The following is an 18,188-nucleotide window of genomic DNA, read 5'->3' on the forward strand; positions in this document are numbered from 1 at the left end:
ATGCCCTGGAAAGACTTGGAGCGATAAGACATGCAGAAAACGCTGTTTAAAAAATATCTGCGGGTTACAGCAGCGATTATCCTCATCAGCTTTTTCCTGCTGGGGCTGGTGATGCTGGTGTTTATCAAATCCTACTGGCAGGATGAAAAGCAGGACCTGCTCAGACGAAATGCAGAGAGCATCGCAGGGATTGCCGCTGCAAGTGCAACGCCTGTGCAGGGGGACAATTATATCCTGCTGGATACGGAACGCATGCAGTCCTTCATGAATGCGTTCTCCGAAAATATGGACGCAGATATCTATGTGACAAACCGCGCAGGGGAATGGGTCCTGAGCGCCTTCGGCAGCGGCGGAACGGTCAACCCGGCGCCCTTTACCCGCAGGACGATGGACAAGGCCCTGTTGGGCACATACAGCGGGCAGGGAACCGTCGATGGCATCTATGACTCGCCATACTATGTGGTGGGCGTCCCGATCCGCATCTCGAATTTGGATGGGACACGCTCGACCATCGGGGCGGTGTTTACCGCGTGCAGCGCCCGCTCGTTCAACGAATACCGCAACGAGCTGATGAAAATGTTTGCGCTAGCAGCGGTCGCGGCGTTTTTGGTGGCCTTTTGCATCAGCTGGATGTTTTCCTATAAGCTTGTGCGCCCCCTGCGCGACATGGCGTTGGCGGCCCGGAGCTTTGGCGAGGGGAATTTCAGCATACGGGTCCCGGTCACCAGCAACGACGAGGTGGGGCAGCTCGCGCTCGCGTTTAACAATATGGCCTCTTCCCTGGCCAGCAGCGAGAGCGTGCGCCGGAATTTCATTGCCAATGTTTCCCACGAATTGAAAACGCCGATGACAACGATCGCCGGATTTATCGACGGCATTTTGGATGGGACTATCCCGGCGGAAAAGCAGTCGCATTACTTGCAGATCGTTTCCCAGGAGGTTAAGCGTTTGTCGCGTTTGGTGCGCACGATGTTGGATCTTTCGCGCATCGACAGCGGCGAGCTGCGGCTGCACATGGCGCGCTTTGACCTGACCAATACCATTTTTGTGGCGCTGCTTTCCTTTGAAAAGAGCATCGAGCAAAAGAAGATCCAGGTGCTCGGCCTGGAGGATACGGAAAGCCTCTATGTGGATGGCGACCCGGATATGATCCATCAGGTCGTGTATAATTTGATTGAAAACGCCGTAAAGTTTACCAATGAGGGCGGCTATATCCAGTTGGCCATCCGGGATCTGCCGGACAGGACTTCCGTCGCGATCAAAAACAGCGGCGCGGGGATTGCGGCGGATGAGATCGCATTGATTTTTGACCGTTTCTACAAGACGGATAAGTCCCGCAGCCAGGATAAAAACGGCATGGGATTGGGACTCTATATTGTACGGACGATCATCAAGCTGCACGGCGGAGAGATCACCGTGCAGAGTGTGGAGAACGAATATTGCCAGTTTGAGTTTTGGCTTCCCAAGCACGAAGAGCCCAAGCTGAAGGCCGGAAAGAAGGAAAAGGACCCGGCAAAGGACAAAAAGGAGGAAAAACGATGACGGATACCGATTGGAAAGAGGAGGCCGGGATGGGCGCGGAGCCGCCTGTGCCGGAATCCCCTGTGATACCGCCGGTTGCCGAGGGAACAGAGCCGGGGGCCGGGGAACTGCCACAGCAGGGAGTGCCGGCAGAACCGGTTCAGGAATCCCCTGCGGGCCAGCTGGACGGGCCGGAAGAGGCTTCTTCCGATCTGCTGCCGGACAGTGGCGCGCCAGTTGGTGCGGCGGAACCGGCTGGGGAGACAAACGGGCCGGCCAGTGCCCCATCGCAACCTGGAGAATCCGGGGAGCAAGTATATGAGGAGCCGGTTGCAGATGCGCCGGTTGGAGAACAGATGGAAGAACCCATACCGCAAGATGCATTTGCAGAAGGGGCAACATCGGAAGCGCCAAATGGAGCGGTACCGGAGGCGGCCCCCGGAACGCCGGCGGAGGCAGGCGCACAGCCAAGCCCCCAGGATGGGCAGGGGCAACCCGGGACTATCCACCTGGAAAAGGACCGGGATATCTCCAGTGGGGCGCCCATCCCGGACACAATGCCGGTTGGGCGGGAAAGCGCTCCCCAGCAGGAATATGGCGCGCCCCCGTATGCGAACCCCTATCAGCACTATGGACAGTATCAGAATCCTTACATGGGTTCGTCCTACGGCCAGCCGCCGCAAGGTGGGCCGTATCAAAATCCGCAGGCGCCGTATGCACCGCCGTATCCGCAGCAGCAAGTATACTGGAACTACCAGCAGCAGCCGGGCCAGCCGCCGATGGGCGGTGCGATGCCTCCGCAGCCTCCCCAGGGGGGGCAGCCGGGGCAGGACCCGCAGGAGCCGCGCCGCAAGATGAGCGGCGGATTGAAAGCGTTCCTGTGGATCCTCGGCATTTTGGCGGGCCTGTTCCTGGTGGCGTTCTGTGTTGTGAGCATCAACACCGCGGTGTTGCAGATGGAACAGGGCGGCAATACCACGGAGGGCCAGAACCCCTCGGCCAGCGAACCTGCGCCCGATGGCGGGACGTCCCCGGAAGAGGGGCAGAGCACCCCGCCGCAAAATGATGCGACCGACCCGGACAACGCCGGGATGGTGATCGAACCCCGGCCGGAAGGGGACGGGATGAGCGCCAAGGAGGTCTACCGCCAGGTTGTCGAGAGCGTGGTCGGCGTGGAGACGTCCGCGGACGATGGGACCGGCCTGCTGAGCCAGGGTTCTGGAATTGTTGCGACGAAGAGCGGGTATATCATCACCAATGCGCACGTGGTGGAGTACTCCAAGGATTACAATGTAACGGTGACCCTGCACGAAGATGAGACCGCGTATGATGCAGTGGTCGTGGGGTACGACAAGACCTCCGACCTCGCGATTTTAAAAATCGAAGCGGATAATCTAAAGCCCGCTGTGTTTGGCGATGTGGACCAGATGGAGATCGGCGACGAAGTGCTGGCGATCGGCAATCCGGGCGGCCTGGATTTCGCCAGCACCCTGACGGGCGGCTATATTTCCGCATTGAACCGTACGCTGAAATCCAACAGCGACAACGGGATGACCTACATCCAGACGGATGCGGCGATCAATCCCGGCAATTCCGGCGGGCCGCTGGTCAACATGTACGGCCAGGTGATCGGCATCAACTCTAACAAAATCATCTCCACCGGCTACGAGGGGATGGGATTTGCCATCCCGGTCAGCCATGCAAAATCCATCATCGACGACTTGATCGCACGGGGATATGTCAGCGGGCGCGCCCGCTTGGGGATTACGGCCAGCAATGTGGCCGGGATGCAGGCACAGCTGGCAGGGCTGCCCAACGGCGTGCGGATCATCAGCATTGATCCGGAAAGCAGCTTCGCGCAGGCCGGCGCTGTGGTGGGCGACATCATCACCCAAGCGGATGGCGACACTATTGAAAGCATGGACGACCTCTATACGGTGCTGGGACGCCATAAGCCTGGGGATGTGATTGCGGTTACCCTGTATCAGCCGTCTCAAAACGGGGGCAATGGGCAGAGCCGCGAAGTACAGATTACACTTTTGGAGGACCGCGGGGAAACCCAGCAGACGGTCAGCCAACCAGCAACGCCGTAATGAGGCGAAAGCCATAGGCCCGGCGTGGATTGCCAACATAGAGAATAATAAAGGACGCTTTTCAACGGCTTTGTCTGCCGTTGGGAAGCGTCCTTTTTACTTGTTTTTTCGGGAGCTGCTCCGCCATTCTTTTTGAAAGGGATTGCCTTTCAGGCCCGGTGGTTGGAAAGGCTGGTATAACGGCTTTCTTGGGGGGCCGATTCAAGAACCAGGGAGAAGCCGGGCCGATGCACGGGGATTAGAGGCTTACAGGCGTAGGCCCTTCACATCTTTAATGCGGGAGAGAATGACGTGGCTGTTTAAGCGGATAACGCCGGGCAGACGGTCGAGCTCTGTCCGGATGAAGGTCTCCAGTGCTTCCTGCGAGGAGGCGACAGCATGGACATGCAGGCTGCTGCTGCCGGTCATGCGGTAAATTTGGGTCACGGTGTCGTTGGCGGAAAGCCGGCCGATGATTTCTTCCAACGAGGCGGGTTCCGCCTCAATTTCAAAATAGCAGGAGATAGCCCCACTGATCTTTTGCGGGTTGATAATCGTCGTGTATTCCTCAATGATGCCGCTTCTTTCCAGGGCGTCGATGCGCGATTTGACCGCTACCCTGGAAAGCCCCACCTTTTCCCCGATCTCTGAGTAGGAATAGCGTGCGTTTTCAATCAGCAGAGACAAAATCTTTTGGTCCAATGCGTCAAGTCCATCCAGAAACATGCGGTTCATCCCTCCATCACATGATAAAACGATTATAGCATACTTTCTTAACAAAACAAATAGGAATATAGAATTGACATAACGTTTTTATTTTGCTAATATAGCTTACGAAAAGTTAATTTAAACTTACATAACGAAATAAGAGGGATGGAAATATGCAAAGAGACCTGACAAGCGGAAAGATCACAGGGAATTTGCTGAAATTTGCATTCCCGTTGATGATCGGGAATCTTTTGCAGCAATGTTACAATGTGGCGGATACGTGGGTCGTGGGGCAGTTCCTTGGCTCGGACGCACTGGCCGCCGTGGGTTCTTCCTATACGCTGATGACCTTTTTAACCTCGATCTTGCTCGGGCTCTGCATGGGGAGCGGCGCGGCTTTTTCCATGCAGTATGGGAAAAAAGATTACGAGCGTTTAAAGTGCTGTATGTTTGAGTCCTTTGTCCTGATTGCCGGGATTACATTGTTTGTGAATTTGGTGGTGTTTCTCGGCTTGGACGGGATCGTCTGGCTGTTACAGACCCCGGCGGAGATTGTCGGTCTGATGAAGGAATACCTGTGGGTGATTTTCTGGGGGCTTGTGGCCATATTCCTCTATAACTATTTTGCCAATCTTCTGCGGGCGGTTGGAAACTCCGTGGTGCCGCTGGTGTTTTTAGGGACCTCCGCCGTGCTGAATGTGGTCCTGGATCTGGTCTGTGTGCTGGTTTTCCATTGGGGCGTGGCGGGCGCTGCGATTGCCACCGTCTTTTCCCAGTATGTTTCCGGGATTGGCATTTGGATTTATACATGGGTGCGTTTCCCGGAGCTGCGGCCGGAGAAACGCCACATGTGCTGGGACAGAGGGATTTTAAAGCAGATTACCAATCTCTCCCTCCTGACCTGCGTACAGCAATCCATTATGAATTTCGGCATTCTGATGGTCCAGGGATTGATTAACAGCTTTGGGACCGTTGTCATGGCGGCGTTTGCGGCTGCGGTGAAGATTGATTCCTTCGCCTACATGCCGGTGCAGGATTTTGGAAATGCATTTTCCACCTTTGTGGCCCAGAACTACGGCGCAGAGAAGCCGGAGCGGATTCAGAAAGGCGTGAAGAGCGCAGTCCTCTCCGCGTTTGTGTTCTGCGTCATTGTGAGCACGCTTGTGTGCGTGTTTGCCCGACCGCTCATGGAGCTCTTTATCCACCCCACAGAAACGGAGATTATCCGCGTGGGGGTGGAATACCTGCGGATCGAGGCGTCGTTCTATATCGGGATTGGCCTGCTGTTCCTGCTGTATGGGTTCTACCGCGCGATGAACCGGCCGGGGATGTCCGTGGTGCTGACGGTCATTTCCCTGGGGACGCGGGTGGCGCTGGCGTACCTCTTATCTGCGGTTCCATGGATTGGCGTGACGGGCATTTGGGTCTCTGTGCCCATCGGATGGCTGTTGGCCGATTTGGTGGGGGTTTTCGTTTATAAAAAGATGAGGAATTCCATGTTTGGAAAAGGGTAGGGTTTTATAAAAGAAAAAAGGGCTGTTGCACAAGCGAAAAGCCGTGCAACAGCCCTTTTTTCCTTTTGCGTCATTCTTCCAGACAATGCTCAATCATGCTGACAACGACATTGTTGAAGCTGGTGTGGTTCTCTTTCGCAATCTGTTCCACTTTCTCAATCAACTCGACAGAAAGATAGAGAGACTTATACCCGGCTTTTACTTTTTGTTTCGTTTTCTTTGGAACAAACGGCATGGACTCTCCCCCTTTCTATGGTTCTATTGTATGATAAATACATATGATAAAATATATGAGAAATTTCTATTACATTTTTCTATGATATTTTATAAAATGATGGGGGAGGTGATGGAATACGCTTTTGCGACCATTCCTTTTGTATTTACCAAGAAAAGGGTAGATGCATTTTAAAAAAGATTTCGCTTGATGAGATGGGACTGTGCCGGGAGTGTATCCTGTTAGATTTGCCGGAGAGCGAAAAGGAAAGCATCAAAAAATGGATGCGCATGGAATTTGAGGAGAGATGAAAAAGCCCCATTTGATTAGATAGCATACAGTACCATCTATCAAATGGGGTGTAGTTTATTAAAATGCAGGATCTTTTTTATGTATCAAAAAATAACCAATAGAACAGAGCCAATTAATAACAAGATAGAAATAGCAAATATCCAAAATAATGGCTCTTTTAATAACCACTTAAATTGATTTGTTTCACCAGATTTTCTAGGAATCAATTTTCCAGTAATTAGTCCGACAAAACTAACTAATACGCCGATACCACCTAGAAAAATTAAATTAAAGGTAAGCATATCTTTCAGGGTTAAGTTGCAGAAGAAGCCAACGTTCAAATTAATTAGGCTAAATATTCCAATAAAAATAGTCATAACGATGACTACGTTATTGTATATGCGCTTTTCGACTTCCTCGACAGATTCAACCTTCTCCTGTAATTCGATCACATCTGGTAGCTCTGAAGAAGGATACTTTGCAATACCGCTAAAATCAAATTCGTCGCTAAATACTCCTTCATAAGGATGTTCTACTTCTTCGTCTAGTTTATTGAACATAATGGAGGCGATCGAATCTCCCTTTTTTAAACGAATATGATCCTTTGAAACATTTGCCACCCTTAAAAAAATTTTTGTATGATGTCCGGGATGATAAACAGGTGAATCAACATACAATCCCCTACGGATACGAGAATTACGTTGAACAATGATTCCCATATAATCATTGGGAAGCCAGATGTTTTCAGTACAAGATATAAATACTGTTTCACCAGGCTTTAATATATGGTTTTCGACACGTTTACCACGCTCATTAGAGTCATCACAAATATTAATACATTCAATCTGTAGATCATATGAAATTGCGCCAAGTTTGCTTCGATCGTATGGTTGAAGTGCATTTGGATGTGTCGTTATTAAATTGTCTATTTGACGATCTGTTAGGAACACAAAAAGACATCTCCTCCTATATGATGTGTAGGATACTCTATTAAATTACTACATCTATCTATAAATTGCAAGAGATTTTAATGGGAGATATATCTAAGAAATGCAGGATTTCTTTCAATTATTCGAATTATCGCTCCCTGCCGAGGAAAAACAAGGCGATTGTGCCGGGGCCGGAGTGGGCGCCGATGACCGGGCCGACGTAGTTGATGACCACCGGTTTCCGGACGCCGAGGCGCCGCTGGACCTCCCCAGCTACAAATTGGGCATCCTCCAGAGAATCGCCGTGGCTGATGAAAACCGTCTGCTCTTCCGGGGCGATTGCAAGCTGCTCCATGCGGTCCACCAGGGCGGTTAGAGAGGGGCGGCGGCCACGCGCTTTGCTGACATTGATCAGATGGCCCGCGTTATCCATATGCATGACCGGCTTGATGCTCAGCATCGTACCGACCAGGGCGGTTGCGGCCGAAACGCGCCCACCGCGCTTGAGAAATTGCAGGTCTTCCACAGTGAACCAATGGCAGAGGTGAAATTTTTCGGTTTCCAACCAATCGCGCACCTCTTCAATGCCCTTTCCTTTGGCGCGCTCCTGTGCGGCAAGATAGACCAGCAGGCCCTGGCCCAGAGAGGCGCAGAGGGAATCGACCGCGTAGATTTTCCGCTCCGGATATTTTTGCGACAGCTCTTGAACGGCGACCGCAGCGGCATTGTACGTGTTGCTGAGTCCGGAGGAAAAGGCGATGCACAGGACGTCTTTGCCCGCTGCCAAAAGGGGTTCCATCGCGGAGGTAAACGCCTCGACGTTGACCGCGGAGGTGGTGCAGGGCTGCCCCGCGCGAAGCGCCTCATAAAAGGTGTGCAGGGGGATTTCCCGCTCATCCAGATAATTATAATACTCCTTCCCCTGCATCACAAAGGCGAGCGGAAGAACGGTCAGGTCCATTTCCTGCGCCATCGGTGCGGGAAGGTCGCAGGAAGAGTCTGTGACAATGGAAAATGTGTTCATTGGGAAGCCTCCTTTCCTGGATTGGATCATCGTTGTGATTAGTTTACCACAGAAATTGCAGCACAGAAATGTTCCTTAGAAATAAAAAGTGATTTTATCTTAAAAATTATATGAAATAGTTTTGAAAATAATATGTGATTTTAAAAGGGTATGTTCGGGTGGTTGTATATCGTGAGAAAGACAGGGTGGATGGTTTGTGCCGTCCGCCCTTTTCAAATTTTTTCCGGTTTTTTTCAAAAAATTTGCTTCATCAGGCAAATTCTCCAGGTTTTTTCCGCGGTAGGTGAAAGGAGGTTTGCCTTGGAACGAAAGACAAAAACCCGGAAAACCCGTGCGCGCCGGGTGAAAAAAGGCTATGAGACGTTGGCGTTCGGTGGGATTGAGGATGCCGTGCGCTTGCTCTTTTGTGAAGACCTCAAGCCGGAGGATTTGGAAGGGCTGGACTTATACAACGTGGCGGAGATCCGGAGGCCGAGAGGCGGCGGCATGGAAATCAAATTTTTCGACCGCATCAAGGCGCTTCAATGCCTGGAACGCATGGAGACGGAGGCAGGGCAACCCAGCCTGTTCGAAGCTTTGGAAGCGGGCGCACGGGCGCTGAACAAGGGGGAACCGGATGAAACTTGAACCATTTTCCCCAAAACAGTTGCGGGCGATGTGCTGGTGGTGCCCTGGCAGCCCGGATGCGGGGCGGGACGCGGTGATCTGCGACGGCGCTGTGCGAAGCGGAAAGACCCTCTGCTTAGGAATCGGCTTCGCGGCCTGGGCAAGCCGTTCCTTTCACGGGCAGGCGTTCGCCTTTTGCGGCCGCACCATCCGCTCCCTCAAGCGCAATTTGCTGAACACCCTGCTGCCCGCCTTGCGTCAGGCGGGGTTCGGCTGTGCGGTGTATCAGAGCGAAAACTGGATGGAGCTGTCCTATGCCGGACGCAAAAACCGGTTCTATTTCTTTGGCGGGAAGGACGAAGGCTCCGCAGCGCTGATCCAGGGGATGACCCTGGCAGGGGTCTTGCTGGACGAAGTGGCGTTGATGCCGCGCTCGTTTGTGGAGCAGGCGCTCGCACGCTGTTCGGTGGATGGATCGAAATTTTGGTTTAATTGTAATCCGGAACATCCGCAGCACTGGTTTTACCAGGAGTGGATTCTACAGTCCCAACAGAAAAACGCCCTCTACCTGCACTTTACCATGCAGGACAATCCCGCGCTCAGCCCGGAAGTGATTGCGCGGTATGAGCAGCTCTATTCCGGCGCATTTTACGAGCGCTTTATCCGGGGCCGTTGGGTGGCAGCGCAGGGGTTGGTCTATCCATTCCTGACGCGGGCCATGCTTTGCGAGGCACCGGCAAATCTGGAGGAATTCCGGGTGTCCTGCGATTATGGGACCGTCAATCCCGCTTCCTTCGGCTTATGGGGAAAACGCAATGGCGTGTGGTACCGGATCGACGAGTATTACTATGATTCCCGCAGGGAGGGAGCACAGAGGACGGACGAAGAACACTATGCGGGGCTGGTGGAACTCTGCGGCGGCCGCCGGATCGAGTGCGTGGTGGTCGACCCCTCTGCGGCAAGCTTTATGGAGACGATCCGGCGGCATGGGGCCTACCGGGTTCTGCCGGCGGAAAACGACGTATTGGACGGCATCCGGCGCGTGAGCGTGGCGCTCAAGCAGGGCGAGATCAAAATCTGTGCGAACTGCGCGGACGCCGTCCGGGAGTTTGGGCTCTATCGCTGGGCGGATGTGGCGGGAAAGGACGCGCCGCTCAAGGAAAACGACCATGCGATGGACGACATCCGGTATTTTGTAGCGTCCTTGCAGAGGGAGACGGATGATTTCTGCGCGGTCAGTGTGGCGCGCCGGGAGGAGTGAAAAGCATGAATTGGAGAAAAAAGGGCGGCCGGAAGACGGAAAAACCGGAGGTCCTGGCGGTGCAGACGGCGTGGGAAGATCCCTTTGCGCGCTTTACCAGCTGCGCCCCAGCCGGTATCGGGGAGCGGAGGCTGTACACCGCCCTGCGGGAGAATATCCCGATCATCGATGCGGCCATCGACAAGATCCTCCGTTTGGTGGGAAGCTTTGTGATTGTGTGCGCGGATGAAAACAAATCGTATCAAATTAATCAATTTCTACAAAACGTAAAAGTCAATGCGTTGGAATGTGGCGTCCAAAGCTTTTTGAATGCCTACCTTTCCCAGCTGTTGACCTATGGAAATGCCGTGGGGGAGATTGTGCTGGCCGCTTCGGGTGAGATCGGCGCGCTCTACAATGCGTCGCTCGACGATGTGGAACTGTGCGAGTGCGCGCCCCTTTGCCTCACCGTCTTCCGGCGGGAGGCCGGCCAGAGCGTGCCGGTGCGCTATCCGGAACTGGTGGCCGCCTCGGCGCTGAACCCGCCGCCCGGCAGCGCAAAAGGGGTTTCGCTGCTGCACGGGCTTCCGTTTGTCAGCGGCATCCTGATGCAGATCTACCGGACCATCGGCACCAATTGGGAACGGCTGGGGGATGTGCGCTTTGCCGTGACCTACAAGCCCTCGAACGATGCGTCCGACCGCGCGTTTGCAAAGGACCGGGCCAAGCAGATCGCCCAGGAGTGGAGCCGCGCCATGCGCAAGGACTGCGTCAGCGATTTTATTGCGGTGGGGGACGTGAGCATCAAGGCCATCGGCGCCGACAATCAAATTTTGGACAGCAATGTCCCGGTGCGGCAGATGCTGGAGGAAATCGTGGCAAAGATGGGCATCCCGCCGTTCCTGCTGGGGCTGTCGTGGTCCTCCACGGAACGGATGTCCAGCCAGCAGGCGGACATCCTGACCAGCGAATTGGAGGCATACCGGCGGCTGCTAAACCCGGTGATTGAGAAAATCTGCAAGCTGTGGATGCAGCTGCACGGGATGGAGCCGAAGTTCACCATCGAGTGGGATACCATCACGCTCCAGGATGCGGTGGATCTTGCAAACGCGCGCCTGATGAATGCGCAGGCGGCGCAAATTGAGGAGGGTTTGAAAGAAAAGGAGGTGGCCATTTGAAGGAAACCGGTTGTGTGCTTTTGAAAAGCGGCGCGCTGACGGCGGAGGACTTGGAGAAAATCAACCGCTACACACGGCGTGCCTTCCAGGAGGAGGAGCTGTACACGTTTTCCGTTGTGCTCTGCGACAACGAGGTCGACCGGGATATGGAGCGGTTTACTATCCCCGCGCTGGAGCGGCTGGGGGAGCTCTTTTTGGGCAAGACCGGGATTTTCGACCATGCTCCACAGGCGCAGAACCAGGCGGCGCGCATCTACGACTGCCGGGTGGAGTGCCTTCCGGAGCGCGTGACCCGCGCAGGGGAGGCGTATCACCGCCTGGTGGCGCGTGCATATCTGCCGCGCTGCCCCAAAAATGAAGAATTCATTTTGGAGCTGGAGAGCGGGATCAAAAAGGAGGTCAGCGTCGGCTGTTCGGTGGCTGAGGCGACGTGCTCCATCTGCGGGGCCGACCGCCGGAAGGGGGAATGCGGCCATGTGAAGGGGCGCTGCTACGACGGCATTTTATGCTGCACGATCCTGGATCATCCGACGGATGCATACGAGTGGTCGTTTGTTGCGATCCCGGCACAGCGGGAGGCGGGCGTCATCAAGAGCTTTACAGAAAAGGGGGAACGGACCATGGAGGAAGTTTGGAAAAGCCTCTCGGGAGAGGGGGATCTGGTACTGCATGCGGAGGAGCGGCAGCAGCTCGCCAAAGAAGTTGCCATTTTGCGCGAGCAGGCAGCGTGCGGCAGGCAGTACCGGGAAGCGCTTGAGAAGAGCGTGGTGCGGCTTTGTGGGATTGTGTCGCCGGAGGTGCCCCACGAGGCCATGGAGCGTGCGGCGCAGGCGATGCAGTTGGACGATCTGCAGGCCTTTGAGAAGGCGTTCCGCAAGCGTGCGGAGCAGGCGCTTCCGCTGACGCCACAGTTGGCCCCAGCGGAACAGCGCGCTTCCACGGAAAACCGAGAATTTCAGATTTAAGGAGGAAGGATTATGGAGATTTCTTTGAACGGATATGGGGAACAGGTGGCGACATTCGCCGTTTCCGGAGAGGTCAAGGTGGGGATGCCGGTGAAGATCAGCGCGAACGGCACCGTTGCACCGTGTGTGGCAAAGGATAAATTTTGCGGCGTTGTACTTTCCCTGCGCGGCGGGTATGCGGCCGTACAGATGGCGGGCTATGCAAAGCTCCCCTATACCGGCACAAAGCCGACGGTGGGATACCAGACGGTCAACGCGGATGGAACCGGCAAGGTACAGGTAGAGGCCACCGGACGGTTGCTGTTGATTACGGATGTGGATGAACCGTCCGGCACCTGCGGCCTGGTATTGGCGTAAGCCGGAAAAAGGGAGGAATGAAGAATGGCTTTTTATGAAACGCTCAAGCTCGAAAAGGGAATGTACAGCGCGCCGGGAAAAAGTTTTACCCAGGCGTTGGAGGAATTGGACCCCTCGGAAAACTACCGCGGGACGCCGCTGGAAGGTCTGGACGCATACCAGCGCCAGCTCAAACGCTTTGACATCCGCGTGAGCGGGCCGGGCTCTGACCTGGTGGAGAAATTTTTCCAGACGAGCGACTCCACGGCCCTGTTCCCGGAATATGTATCGCGCGCTGTGCGCCAGGGGATGGAGCAGGCGGACTTGCTGCCGAATTTGGTGGCGACCGTGACCAACATCGCCGGCATGGACTACCGGACCCTTTCCTCGGAACCGTCGGACGACGACAAATCCCTGAAGCCGGTGGCCGAAGGCGCGGTGCTTCCCCAGACCACCGTGACCACAAAGGACCATTTGATCCACCTGTATAAGCGCGGAAGGATGCTGGTGGCCTCCTACGAAGCGCTTCGCTTCCAGAAGCTGGATCTGTTTACGGTTACGCTCCGCCAGATCGGCGCTTACATCGCGCGCGCACAGCTCCAGGATGCGATGAACGTGCTGGTGAACGGCGATGATGGCGACAGCACGGCGACGAACATCGGAACCGCCGGGGGTGCAGTGGACTATGCCGGGCTGGTATCCCTGTGGGCGGGCCTTGCGCCGTATCAGCTCAACACCATGCTGGCCTCGACCACGACCATGCAGCAGATTTTGGCGCTCAGCCAGATGTGCGACGCACAGGCGGGGCTGAATTTCCAGGGAACCGGCAAGATGATTACGCCCTTGGGCGCAACCCTGCTGCATGCGCCCTCTCTGACCGCGAAGGGCGTCATCGGCCTGGACAAGACCTGCGCATTGGAAATGGTGCAGGCGGGCGGGGTGACGACCGACTATGATAAGCTGATCGACCGCCAGCTGGAACGCGCCTCCATCAGCGTGATTGCGGGCTTTTCCAGAATTTTTGACGGGGCGGTTAAAACCCTCTGCTACCAGGAACAGGAATGATGGAGACACAAGCGGTTTTCGAGCAGTTTGCCCTACTGACGGGTCTCGGGGAACAGGAGGCCGGGAAATACCGGCCCCTGTGCGAGAATGCGCGGGCGCAGGTGATGGGGATCGCAAAGCCGGACATCGGGACAGCGGGCGAACTGGTGCTGTGCAGCGCGGCGGCTGCACTGGCCTTTTACCGTTGGGCGCTGCTCCGCGCGGCGGCGGGCGCGGAGAATGGGTTTGCAGTCGGAGACGTGCGGGTGACCAAACATGCGGCGGATGTGGACACGGCCCGGACGCTGTGGCGGGAGTCCGAGGCCGCCGCCGCGCCCTATCTCAACGACACCCAGTTTGTATTTGAACGGATATAGGGGGCGGGATTGTGACAAGAAAAGAATTGGTCCGCCATATCCTGAAGACCTACGGGCAGAAGGCCACGGCAAACGGGAAAGAGGCTTGGGCCGTGATCCGCCCCCTGCGCAAACAAAGCGATGAAGCGCCGCAGTGTTACCTCTATACCGGGACGCCCGATCAGAAGCTTTTGACCGGCGACCTTGTACAGGTGGGGACGGAATGGTATCGCGTGACCCGCGCGGATGTGGAGTGGTTGGAAGGCGAAAGCCTGTATGTATGGGCCGTCCTGCGCAGGGAAGAGGAGACGGCCTTCTGCACAGAGGAGGAAGCATGAACCAGGACGATTATTTGGATTGGGCGGACCGGCTCTCGGAGGAATTGGAGCGCGATGTGCGGCGCTATCCGCAGGAGCTAAAGGAGGAAGAGCCATGAGCTTGGAAGCGCGCACCATGCGGTTTGGCAAATTTGTCTGGAGACGGAATCCGGAGACCTTGCAGGTGGAGTACCAGCGAAATGTCAAACGGCTGACGCTCCCGCAGGTGGGGGAAGCCCTGCAGGACCTGGGTTGCCAGAGGCGCGCCGTGACCGGCAATGGGAGCTTCCTGGGGAAAGACGCCGCCGCGGACTTTGAGCGGCTGGCGGCGGTTTTTCGGGAGGGCAAAAGCCAGATCTTGTGCATCCCCGGCGCAGCGCCGTTCCGGGCCGTTTTTGCCTCCCTCCAAATGCTGGGGGAGGCGCGGCCCAACGCGGTGCGCTATAGCTTCCTGTTTTTGGAGGACGAAGAACCGGCGGAGGACGACGGAATCCTCCGCGATGAATATGCCGTCTGTGGAAAAGGGGATACGCTGTGGCATGTGGCAAACCGGTATGCCACGACGGTCGATGTGCTGCGGCAGTGTAACCCGCAGATTCAATGGCCCAACCGGTTGGCGGAGGGAACGAAGGTGAAGCTGCCATGAGGTGTGTGGGATGGACCGCCAAGGGGGAGCGGATTCAGCTGCCAGCGCCGGTGCGTCTGCGGCTGCGCAGCGACGAGGATGCGCCCGCGGACAGCTTGGAGGCACGCTTCCCCGCATGGGACGCTGTGGGGAACCTCTGCTGGATTCAATTGATGGACCGGGTAGGACGGGTGCTCTTTGCGGGAATTGTGGACGAACAGGTACTTTCGGAAAGCGGGGACGGGATCACGGTGGAACTCTCCGCGCGAAGCCGCGCCGCCCTGTTGCTGGACAATGAAGCGCAGCCGCAGATCTATTACATGCCGTCGCTAAAACTGCTGTTTGAACGGCACGCCGCCCCGTATGGCTTTACCGGCTACCTTGGGCGGGACGAGGTGTTTGGCGGGGCATTCACGGTGGAAAAGGGAATGAGCGAGTGGCAGGCGCTGGAGGCCTTTTGCAAAACGTATCTGGGGGTGCGGCTTATAGCGCGGGGGGATGTGCTGGATGCATCCGGCTTGATGCAGCCGGAGCCGGTGGATGTTTCCCGCTCGCATTGGCCCCTCTCCACATGCAAAATTGTTTGGAAGGACGCCGCCCGCATTTCGGAATTACGCATGCGCACCGGGGATGCAGCGGATTACGACGCCATTTTGCAAGATGAGGAGGCTGTGGCCCGCGGGGTTGTGCGCAGGCGCTATTTGAGCGGTTCCGACGTGGAGCGGGCAAAGGATGTGTTGCGAAAGGCCCGCCAGAAGGCGTTCGCCGTGCAGGTGTGCAGCCCAGGAATGCTGTGCCCACCGCTGGGAAGCCCGGCGAAGGCGGACTATGGGGAAAATCTCTATGTTTCGGCATGGGAGTATCAGTTGGACAGCCGTGGGGAGATCAGCCGCGTGACACTGCGCAGAAAGGAGGAAGGCTGATGTGGCTTTCGAAAAAGATGGCGGGGAATCTCCGCCGGGAACCAACCGCGGAAGTGGCCCGGATGACGGGAAGTTCGACCGCGCAGGGGAGCGGGGAGTACAGGGATGTTGCCCTCGCCGCCCCCTGGGGAATCGCCTATATGCCCCCGGATGCGGCGCGGGCCGTGCTGGTCAACAGTACGGAGGGGATGGTCTGCGCAGGGGCTGTAGTGGAGGAAACGGCGTTGGAGCCGGGGGAACTGCTGTTGTTCTCCCAGGGGGGCGCGCGAATCTATTTGAAAAACAGCGGCGAGGTGGTCATCAATGGACAGGTCTTTGCCGCGGAGGAGGGAGAATAATGGATACAGCGCTTGCCGGCGGCGATTTTTCCCTGGGAGCCAACGGGCTGCCGCGTGGAATTTCCGGCGAAGAGGAGCTTTTGCAGCGCGCGGCGATCCGCCTGCGCGTACCTTTGGGACGGTTTGCCTTTCAGCCTACATTAGGAAGCCGCCTGTATACCCTGCGGCCCGAAACGGAGGACAAGGACGCAAACGCCCTGGCCATGGCGCAGGAAGCGCTGCGGGAATTGCCGCAGGTGTGGGTGGAGAGTGCTGTTTGCAGCGCTGCGGAACCGCTCATCGCGCGGATACAGATCGCCTGGGAAGGCGGCGGGGCAGAGATCGAGGTGACATGTGATGGAGACATATGAAGAAATTTTGGGTCGCATGCAGGGGACCTTTGAAGAGCTCGCTGGATATCCAGCGGACGATGCGTCCGACATCGGCATCCGCCTGCGGGTGCTGGCCGGGGAGGTCTATTCCCTGACGGCGGCGATGGACTGGCTGGAACAGCAGTTCTTTGCGCAGACCGCGCAGGGCGAACAGCTGGATCTGCGCGCACAGGAGCACGGGATTCAGCGGCGGCCAGCGCAGGCAGCTGCGGGAGAACTCACCTTTTCCCGCGCCAAGCCGCTTTGGTACCGCGCGGTGATCGACAAAGGGACCGTGTGCGCTCTGCCGGGTGAGGATGGCGCGCGCTATGTCACGACGGAGGAAGCTGTCCTGGCCGTGGGGAGCACGTCGGTGACGGTGCCCGCGGAGGCGGAACAGCCGGGACGGGATGGGAATGCGGCGGCCGGGACGGTCACAACGCTGATCACCGTCCCGCCAGGCATCGAACAGGTGACGAACCAGAAACCCTTTACAGGCGGCGCTGATGCGGAAGGGGACGAGTCCCTTCGCGCCCGCTTGACGCAAAGCTATGCAGCCCTTTCGAATGGAACAAACGCGGCTTTCTATCGGAATCAGGCCCTCAAGGACGAGGGTGTCTTTTCCGCAAATGTGGTTCCAAAGGAACAGGGGCTGGGAACGGTTGGCGTTTACCTGGGGGCGAGCGGCGCTGCGGCGGACAGTGAAACGGTCCAGCGTGTGCAGGCGATGTTTGACGAGCTGCGCGAGATCAACGTCCTGGTGACGGTCGCGGCGGCGCAAACGGTCTCCTGCCCGGTCACGGTGCAGATCGTACCCTGCGCGGGGATGTCGTTTGAAGCGGCCTCCGATGGCGTGGAAGAGGCGGTACAGGCATATTTTGCCGGCCTGGGCGTGGGCGAGCCCGTCCGGGCGGCCGCCTTGACCGCAAAGGTTTTTGCCACCGGCGTTGTGGAGAATTGCACCCTGGTGGGAAGCGCTGCGGCCGACCGGGTAGTCAAAGCAAATCAGCTTGCGGTCTTGCAGGATGTGACGGTACAGGAGGCGAGCGCATGACGTCTTACGATACGATGGCTTCCGCCCTCCGCGAAACGGGGTTGTACGCCCTGTCGGGGGAGACCTTGGTGGATGCGGAATTGGCCGCCTATGCTGCGGCGTTGGATGTCCTGTGTGAGCGGTTGGAGGCCTTGCAAAAGGACAGCTTCCTCTGTACAGCGGGGGAGGAGGGGATTTCCCGCTGGGAGGCGCTCTTCGGCTTGCAGATACAGGGTTCCCTGGAAGAACGGCGAAAGGCGCTGTTGCAGTGCGGCGCTGTCCATAACAATTCGAATACCTGCGGCGATTTTTTAAAATTGTTGCAATCGGTTGGAATCGAAGCCGCGATTTTGGAGGACCCGGCGGGGCAGCGGCTGTGCTTCAACTGCACCGGCTTGGAGAGCACAGAAGCGCGCGCAAATGCGGTCGCCTACCTGGAGCGCTTTTTGCCCGCGCATTTGAACGTCATACTGGATTTCCGGGACCTTTCCTGGAATACTATTGACCATGCGGAAAAGACCTTTGACGAATGGGACGCCGGGAACCGCACTTGGGATCAGCTCGATCTGGCGGAGGATGAGCTGTTTGAACGATAAGGAGGACT

Annotated in this window: 21 protein-coding genes; 17 read left to right on the forward strand and 4 right to left on the reverse strand. The window is 56.7% G+C overall.

The window, feature by feature from the left end; all coding sequences use genetic code 11:
- Positions 1-30 precede the first annotated feature (30 nt).
- Positions 31-1,542, forward strand: coding sequence for a HAMP domain-containing sensor histidine kinase (locus B5F54_RS05455; protein WP_087231576.1), 1,512 nt, complete (start codon positions 31-33; stop codon positions 1,540-1,542).
- Positions 1,539-3,614, forward strand: a complete 2,076-nt coding sequence (locus B5F54_RS05460) for a trypsin-like peptidase domain-containing protein (RefSeq protein WP_087231580.1) — start codon at positions 1,539-1,541, stop codon at positions 3,612-3,614. Before B5F54_RS05455 ends, B5F54_RS05460 begins: the two co-directional genes overlap by 4 nt.
- Before the next feature lie 246 nt (positions 3,615-3,860).
- Here the strand turns inward: B5F54_RS05460 and B5F54_RS05465 are convergent, their stop codons facing one another.
- Positions 3,861-4,319, reverse strand: a complete 459-nt coding sequence (locus tag B5F54_RS05465) for an Lrp/AsnC family transcriptional regulator (RefSeq protein ID WP_087231584.1) — start codon at positions 4,317-4,319, stop codon at positions 3,861-3,863.
- A 155-nt stretch (positions 4,320-4,474) separates the two neighbouring features.
- On the opposite strand from B5F54_RS05465, the gene B5F54_RS05470 reads away from it, so the two are divergent.
- Positions 4,475-5,815 carry an MATE family efflux transporter gene (locus tag B5F54_RS05470; protein ID WP_087231587.1) on the forward strand — a complete coding sequence of 447 codons (1,341 nt, stop codon included), beginning with the start codon at positions 4,475-4,477 and terminating at the stop codon, positions 5,813-5,815.
- 70 nt (positions 5,816-5,885) lie between these two features.
- On the opposite strand, the gene B5F54_RS17560 is transcribed toward B5F54_RS05470, so the two are convergent.
- The 3 genes from B5F54_RS17560 to B5F54_RS05480 form a co-directional block, all read right to left on the reverse strand.
- Complete coding sequence (locus tag B5F54_RS17560; RefSeq protein ID WP_172749585.1) at positions 5,886-6,050, reverse strand: hypothetical protein; 165 nt, start codon at positions 6,048-6,050, stop codon at positions 5,886-5,888.
- 374 nt (positions 6,051-6,424) lie between these two features.
- Positions 6,425-7,270, reverse strand: coding sequence for a dCTP deaminase (locus tag B5F54_RS05475; protein WP_087231590.1), 846 nt, complete (start codon positions 7,268-7,270; stop codon positions 6,425-6,427).
- Between the two features lie 127 nt (positions 7,271-7,397).
- Positions 7,398-8,273, reverse strand: coding sequence for a DegV family protein (locus B5F54_RS05480; RefSeq protein ID WP_087231592.1), 876 nt, complete (start codon positions 8,271-8,273; stop codon positions 7,398-7,400).
- A 300-nt stretch (positions 8,274-8,573) separates the two neighbouring features.
- On the opposite strand from B5F54_RS05480, the gene B5F54_RS05485 reads away from it, so the two are divergent.
- From B5F54_RS05485 to B5F54_RS05550, 14 genes are all read left to right on the forward strand, one after another.
- Complete coding sequence (locus tag B5F54_RS05485) at positions 8,574-8,900, forward strand: hypothetical protein (protein WP_140400330.1); 327 nt, start codon at positions 8,574-8,576, stop codon at positions 8,898-8,900.
- The gene (locus B5F54_RS05490; RefSeq protein ID WP_087231598.1) at positions 8,890-10,140 is read left to right on the forward strand and encodes a PBSX family phage terminase large subunit; all 1,251 of its coding nucleotides are present in this window, start codon (positions 8,890-8,892) and stop codon (positions 10,138-10,140) included. The genes B5F54_RS05485 and B5F54_RS05490 overlap by 11 nt, the downstream gene beginning before the upstream one ends.
- Positions 10,141-10,145: 5 nt before the next feature.
- Entirely contained in the window at positions 10,146-11,297 is a 1,152-nt protein-coding gene (locus B5F54_RS05495; RefSeq protein WP_087231600.1) for a phage portal protein, read from the forward strand.
- Positions 11,294-12,262, forward strand: coding sequence for a hypothetical protein (locus B5F54_RS05500; RefSeq protein ID WP_087231602.1), 969 nt, complete (start codon positions 11,294-11,296; stop codon positions 12,260-12,262). The genes B5F54_RS05495 and B5F54_RS05500 overlap by 4 nt, the downstream gene beginning before the upstream one ends.
- A gap of 12 nt (positions 12,263-12,274) precedes the next feature.
- Entirely contained in the window at positions 12,275-12,619 is a 345-nt protein-coding gene (locus B5F54_RS05505) for a hypothetical protein (protein ID WP_087231605.1), read from the forward strand.
- A gap of 24 nt (positions 12,620-12,643) precedes the next feature.
- On the forward strand, positions 12,644-13,663 hold the full coding sequence (locus tag B5F54_RS05510; RefSeq protein ID WP_087231608.1) for a phage major capsid protein: 1,020 nt from the start codon (positions 12,644-12,646) through the stop codon (positions 13,661-13,663).
- Positions 13,660-14,019 carry a hypothetical protein gene (locus B5F54_RS05515; protein ID WP_140400331.1) on the forward strand — a complete coding sequence of 120 codons (360 nt, stop codon included), beginning with the start codon at positions 13,660-13,662 and terminating at the stop codon, positions 14,017-14,019. The genes B5F54_RS05510 and B5F54_RS05515 overlap by 4 nt, the downstream gene beginning before the upstream one ends.
- 11 nt (positions 14,020-14,030) lie before the next feature.
- Positions 14,031-14,336 carry a hypothetical protein gene (locus tag B5F54_RS05520; protein WP_087231615.1) on the forward strand — a complete coding sequence of 102 codons (306 nt, stop codon included), beginning with the start codon at positions 14,031-14,033 and terminating at the stop codon, positions 14,334-14,336.
- Between the two features lie 94 nt (positions 14,337-14,430).
- Positions 14,431-14,961 (forward strand): LysM peptidoglycan-binding domain-containing protein, encoded by a 531-nt coding sequence (locus tag B5F54_RS05525; RefSeq protein ID WP_140400332.1) that lies wholly within the window; start codon positions 14,431-14,433, stop codon positions 14,959-14,961.
- Entirely contained in the window at positions 14,958-15,863 is a 906-nt protein-coding gene (locus B5F54_RS05530) for a hypothetical protein (RefSeq protein WP_087231621.1), read from the forward strand. The genes B5F54_RS05525 and B5F54_RS05530 overlap by 4 nt, the downstream gene beginning before the upstream one ends.
- On the forward strand, positions 15,863-16,201 hold the full coding sequence (locus B5F54_RS05535) for a hypothetical protein (protein ID WP_087231624.1): 339 nt from the start codon (positions 15,863-15,865) through the stop codon (positions 16,199-16,201). The genes B5F54_RS05530 and B5F54_RS05535 overlap by 1 nt, the downstream gene beginning before the upstream one ends.
- Entirely contained in the window at positions 16,201-16,551 is a 351-nt protein-coding gene (locus tag B5F54_RS05540) for a hypothetical protein (protein ID WP_087231627.1), read from the forward strand. Before B5F54_RS05535 ends, B5F54_RS05540 begins: the two co-directional genes overlap by 1 nt.
- Positions 16,538-17,605 (forward strand): baseplate J/gp47 family protein, encoded by a 1,068-nt coding sequence (locus B5F54_RS05545; protein WP_087231629.1) that lies wholly within the window; start codon positions 16,538-16,540, stop codon positions 17,603-17,605. Before B5F54_RS05540 ends, B5F54_RS05545 begins: the two co-directional genes overlap by 14 nt.
- A complete protein-coding gene (locus tag B5F54_RS05550; protein ID WP_087231632.1) occupies positions 17,602-18,180 on the forward strand; it encodes a DUF2313 domain-containing protein in 579 nt (192 codons plus the stop codon). The genes B5F54_RS05545 and B5F54_RS05550 overlap by 4 nt, the downstream gene beginning before the upstream one ends.
- Positions 18,181-18,188: the final 8 nt, after the last annotated feature.

The sequence above is a fragment of the Anaeromassilibacillus sp. An250 genome (assembly GCF_002159845.1).
Taxonomy (GTDB): Bacteria; Bacillota; Clostridia; order Oscillospirales; family Acutalibacteraceae; genus Anaeromassilibacillus; species Anaeromassilibacillus stercoravium.

Bases quoted from the DNA above. Each gene is read 5' to 3' on its own strand.
- B5F54_RS05455 (WP_087231576.1), top strand. From the start codon at position 31: ATGCAGAAAACGCTGTTTAAAAAATATCTGCGGGTTACAGCAGCGATT.
- B5F54_RS05460 (WP_087231580.1), top strand. From the start codon at position 1,539: ATGACGGATACCGATTGGAAAGAGGAGGCCGGGATGGGCGCGGAGCCG.
- B5F54_RS05465 (WP_087231584.1), bottom strand. From the start codon at position 4,319: ATGTTTCTGGATGGACTTGACGCATTGGACCAAAAGATTTTGTCTCTG.
- B5F54_RS05470 (WP_087231587.1), top strand. From the start codon at position 4,475: ATGCAAAGAGACCTGACAAGCGGAAAGATCACAGGGAATTTGCTGAAA.
- B5F54_RS17560 (WP_172749585.1), bottom strand. From the start codon at position 6,050: ATGCCGTTTGTTCCAAAGAAAACGAAACAAAAAGTAAAAGCCGGGTAT.
- B5F54_RS05480 (WP_087231592.1), bottom strand. From the start codon at position 8,273: ATGAACACATTTTCCATTGTCACAGACTCTTCCTGCGACCTTCCCGCA.
- B5F54_RS05490 (WP_087231598.1), top strand. From the start codon at position 8,890: ATGAAACTTGAACCATTTTCCCCAAAACAGTTGCGGGCGATGTGCTGG.
- B5F54_RS05495 (WP_087231600.1), top strand. From the start codon at position 10,146: ATGAATTGGAGAAAAAAGGGCGGCCGGAAGACGGAAAAACCGGAGGTC.
- B5F54_RS05505 (WP_087231605.1), top strand. From the start codon at position 12,275: ATGGAGATTTCTTTGAACGGATATGGGGAACAGGTGGCGACATTCGCC.
- B5F54_RS05510 (WP_087231608.1), top strand. From the start codon at position 12,644: ATGGCTTTTTATGAAACGCTCAAGCTCGAAAAGGGAATGTACAGCGCG.
- B5F54_RS05515 (WP_140400331.1), top strand. From the start codon at position 13,660: ATGATGGAGACACAAGCGGTTTTCGAGCAGTTTGCCCTACTGACGGGT.
- B5F54_RS05525 (WP_140400332.1), top strand. From the start codon at position 14,431: ATGAGCTTGGAAGCGCGCACCATGCGGTTTGGCAAATTTGTCTGGAGA.
- B5F54_RS05530 (WP_087231621.1), top strand. From the start codon at position 14,958: ATGAGGTGTGTGGGATGGACCGCCAAGGGGGAGCGGATTCAGCTGCCA.
- B5F54_RS05535 (WP_087231624.1), top strand. From the start codon at position 15,863: ATGTGGCTTTCGAAAAAGATGGCGGGGAATCTCCGCCGGGAACCAACC.
- B5F54_RS05540 (WP_087231627.1), top strand. From the start codon at position 16,201: ATGGATACAGCGCTTGCCGGCGGCGATTTTTCCCTGGGAGCCAACGGG.
- B5F54_RS05545 (WP_087231629.1), top strand. From the start codon at position 16,538: ATGGAGACATATGAAGAAATTTTGGGTCGCATGCAGGGGACCTTTGAA.
- B5F54_RS05550 (WP_087231632.1), top strand. From the start codon at position 17,602: ATGACGTCTTACGATACGATGGCTTCCGCCCTCCGCGAAACGGGGTTG.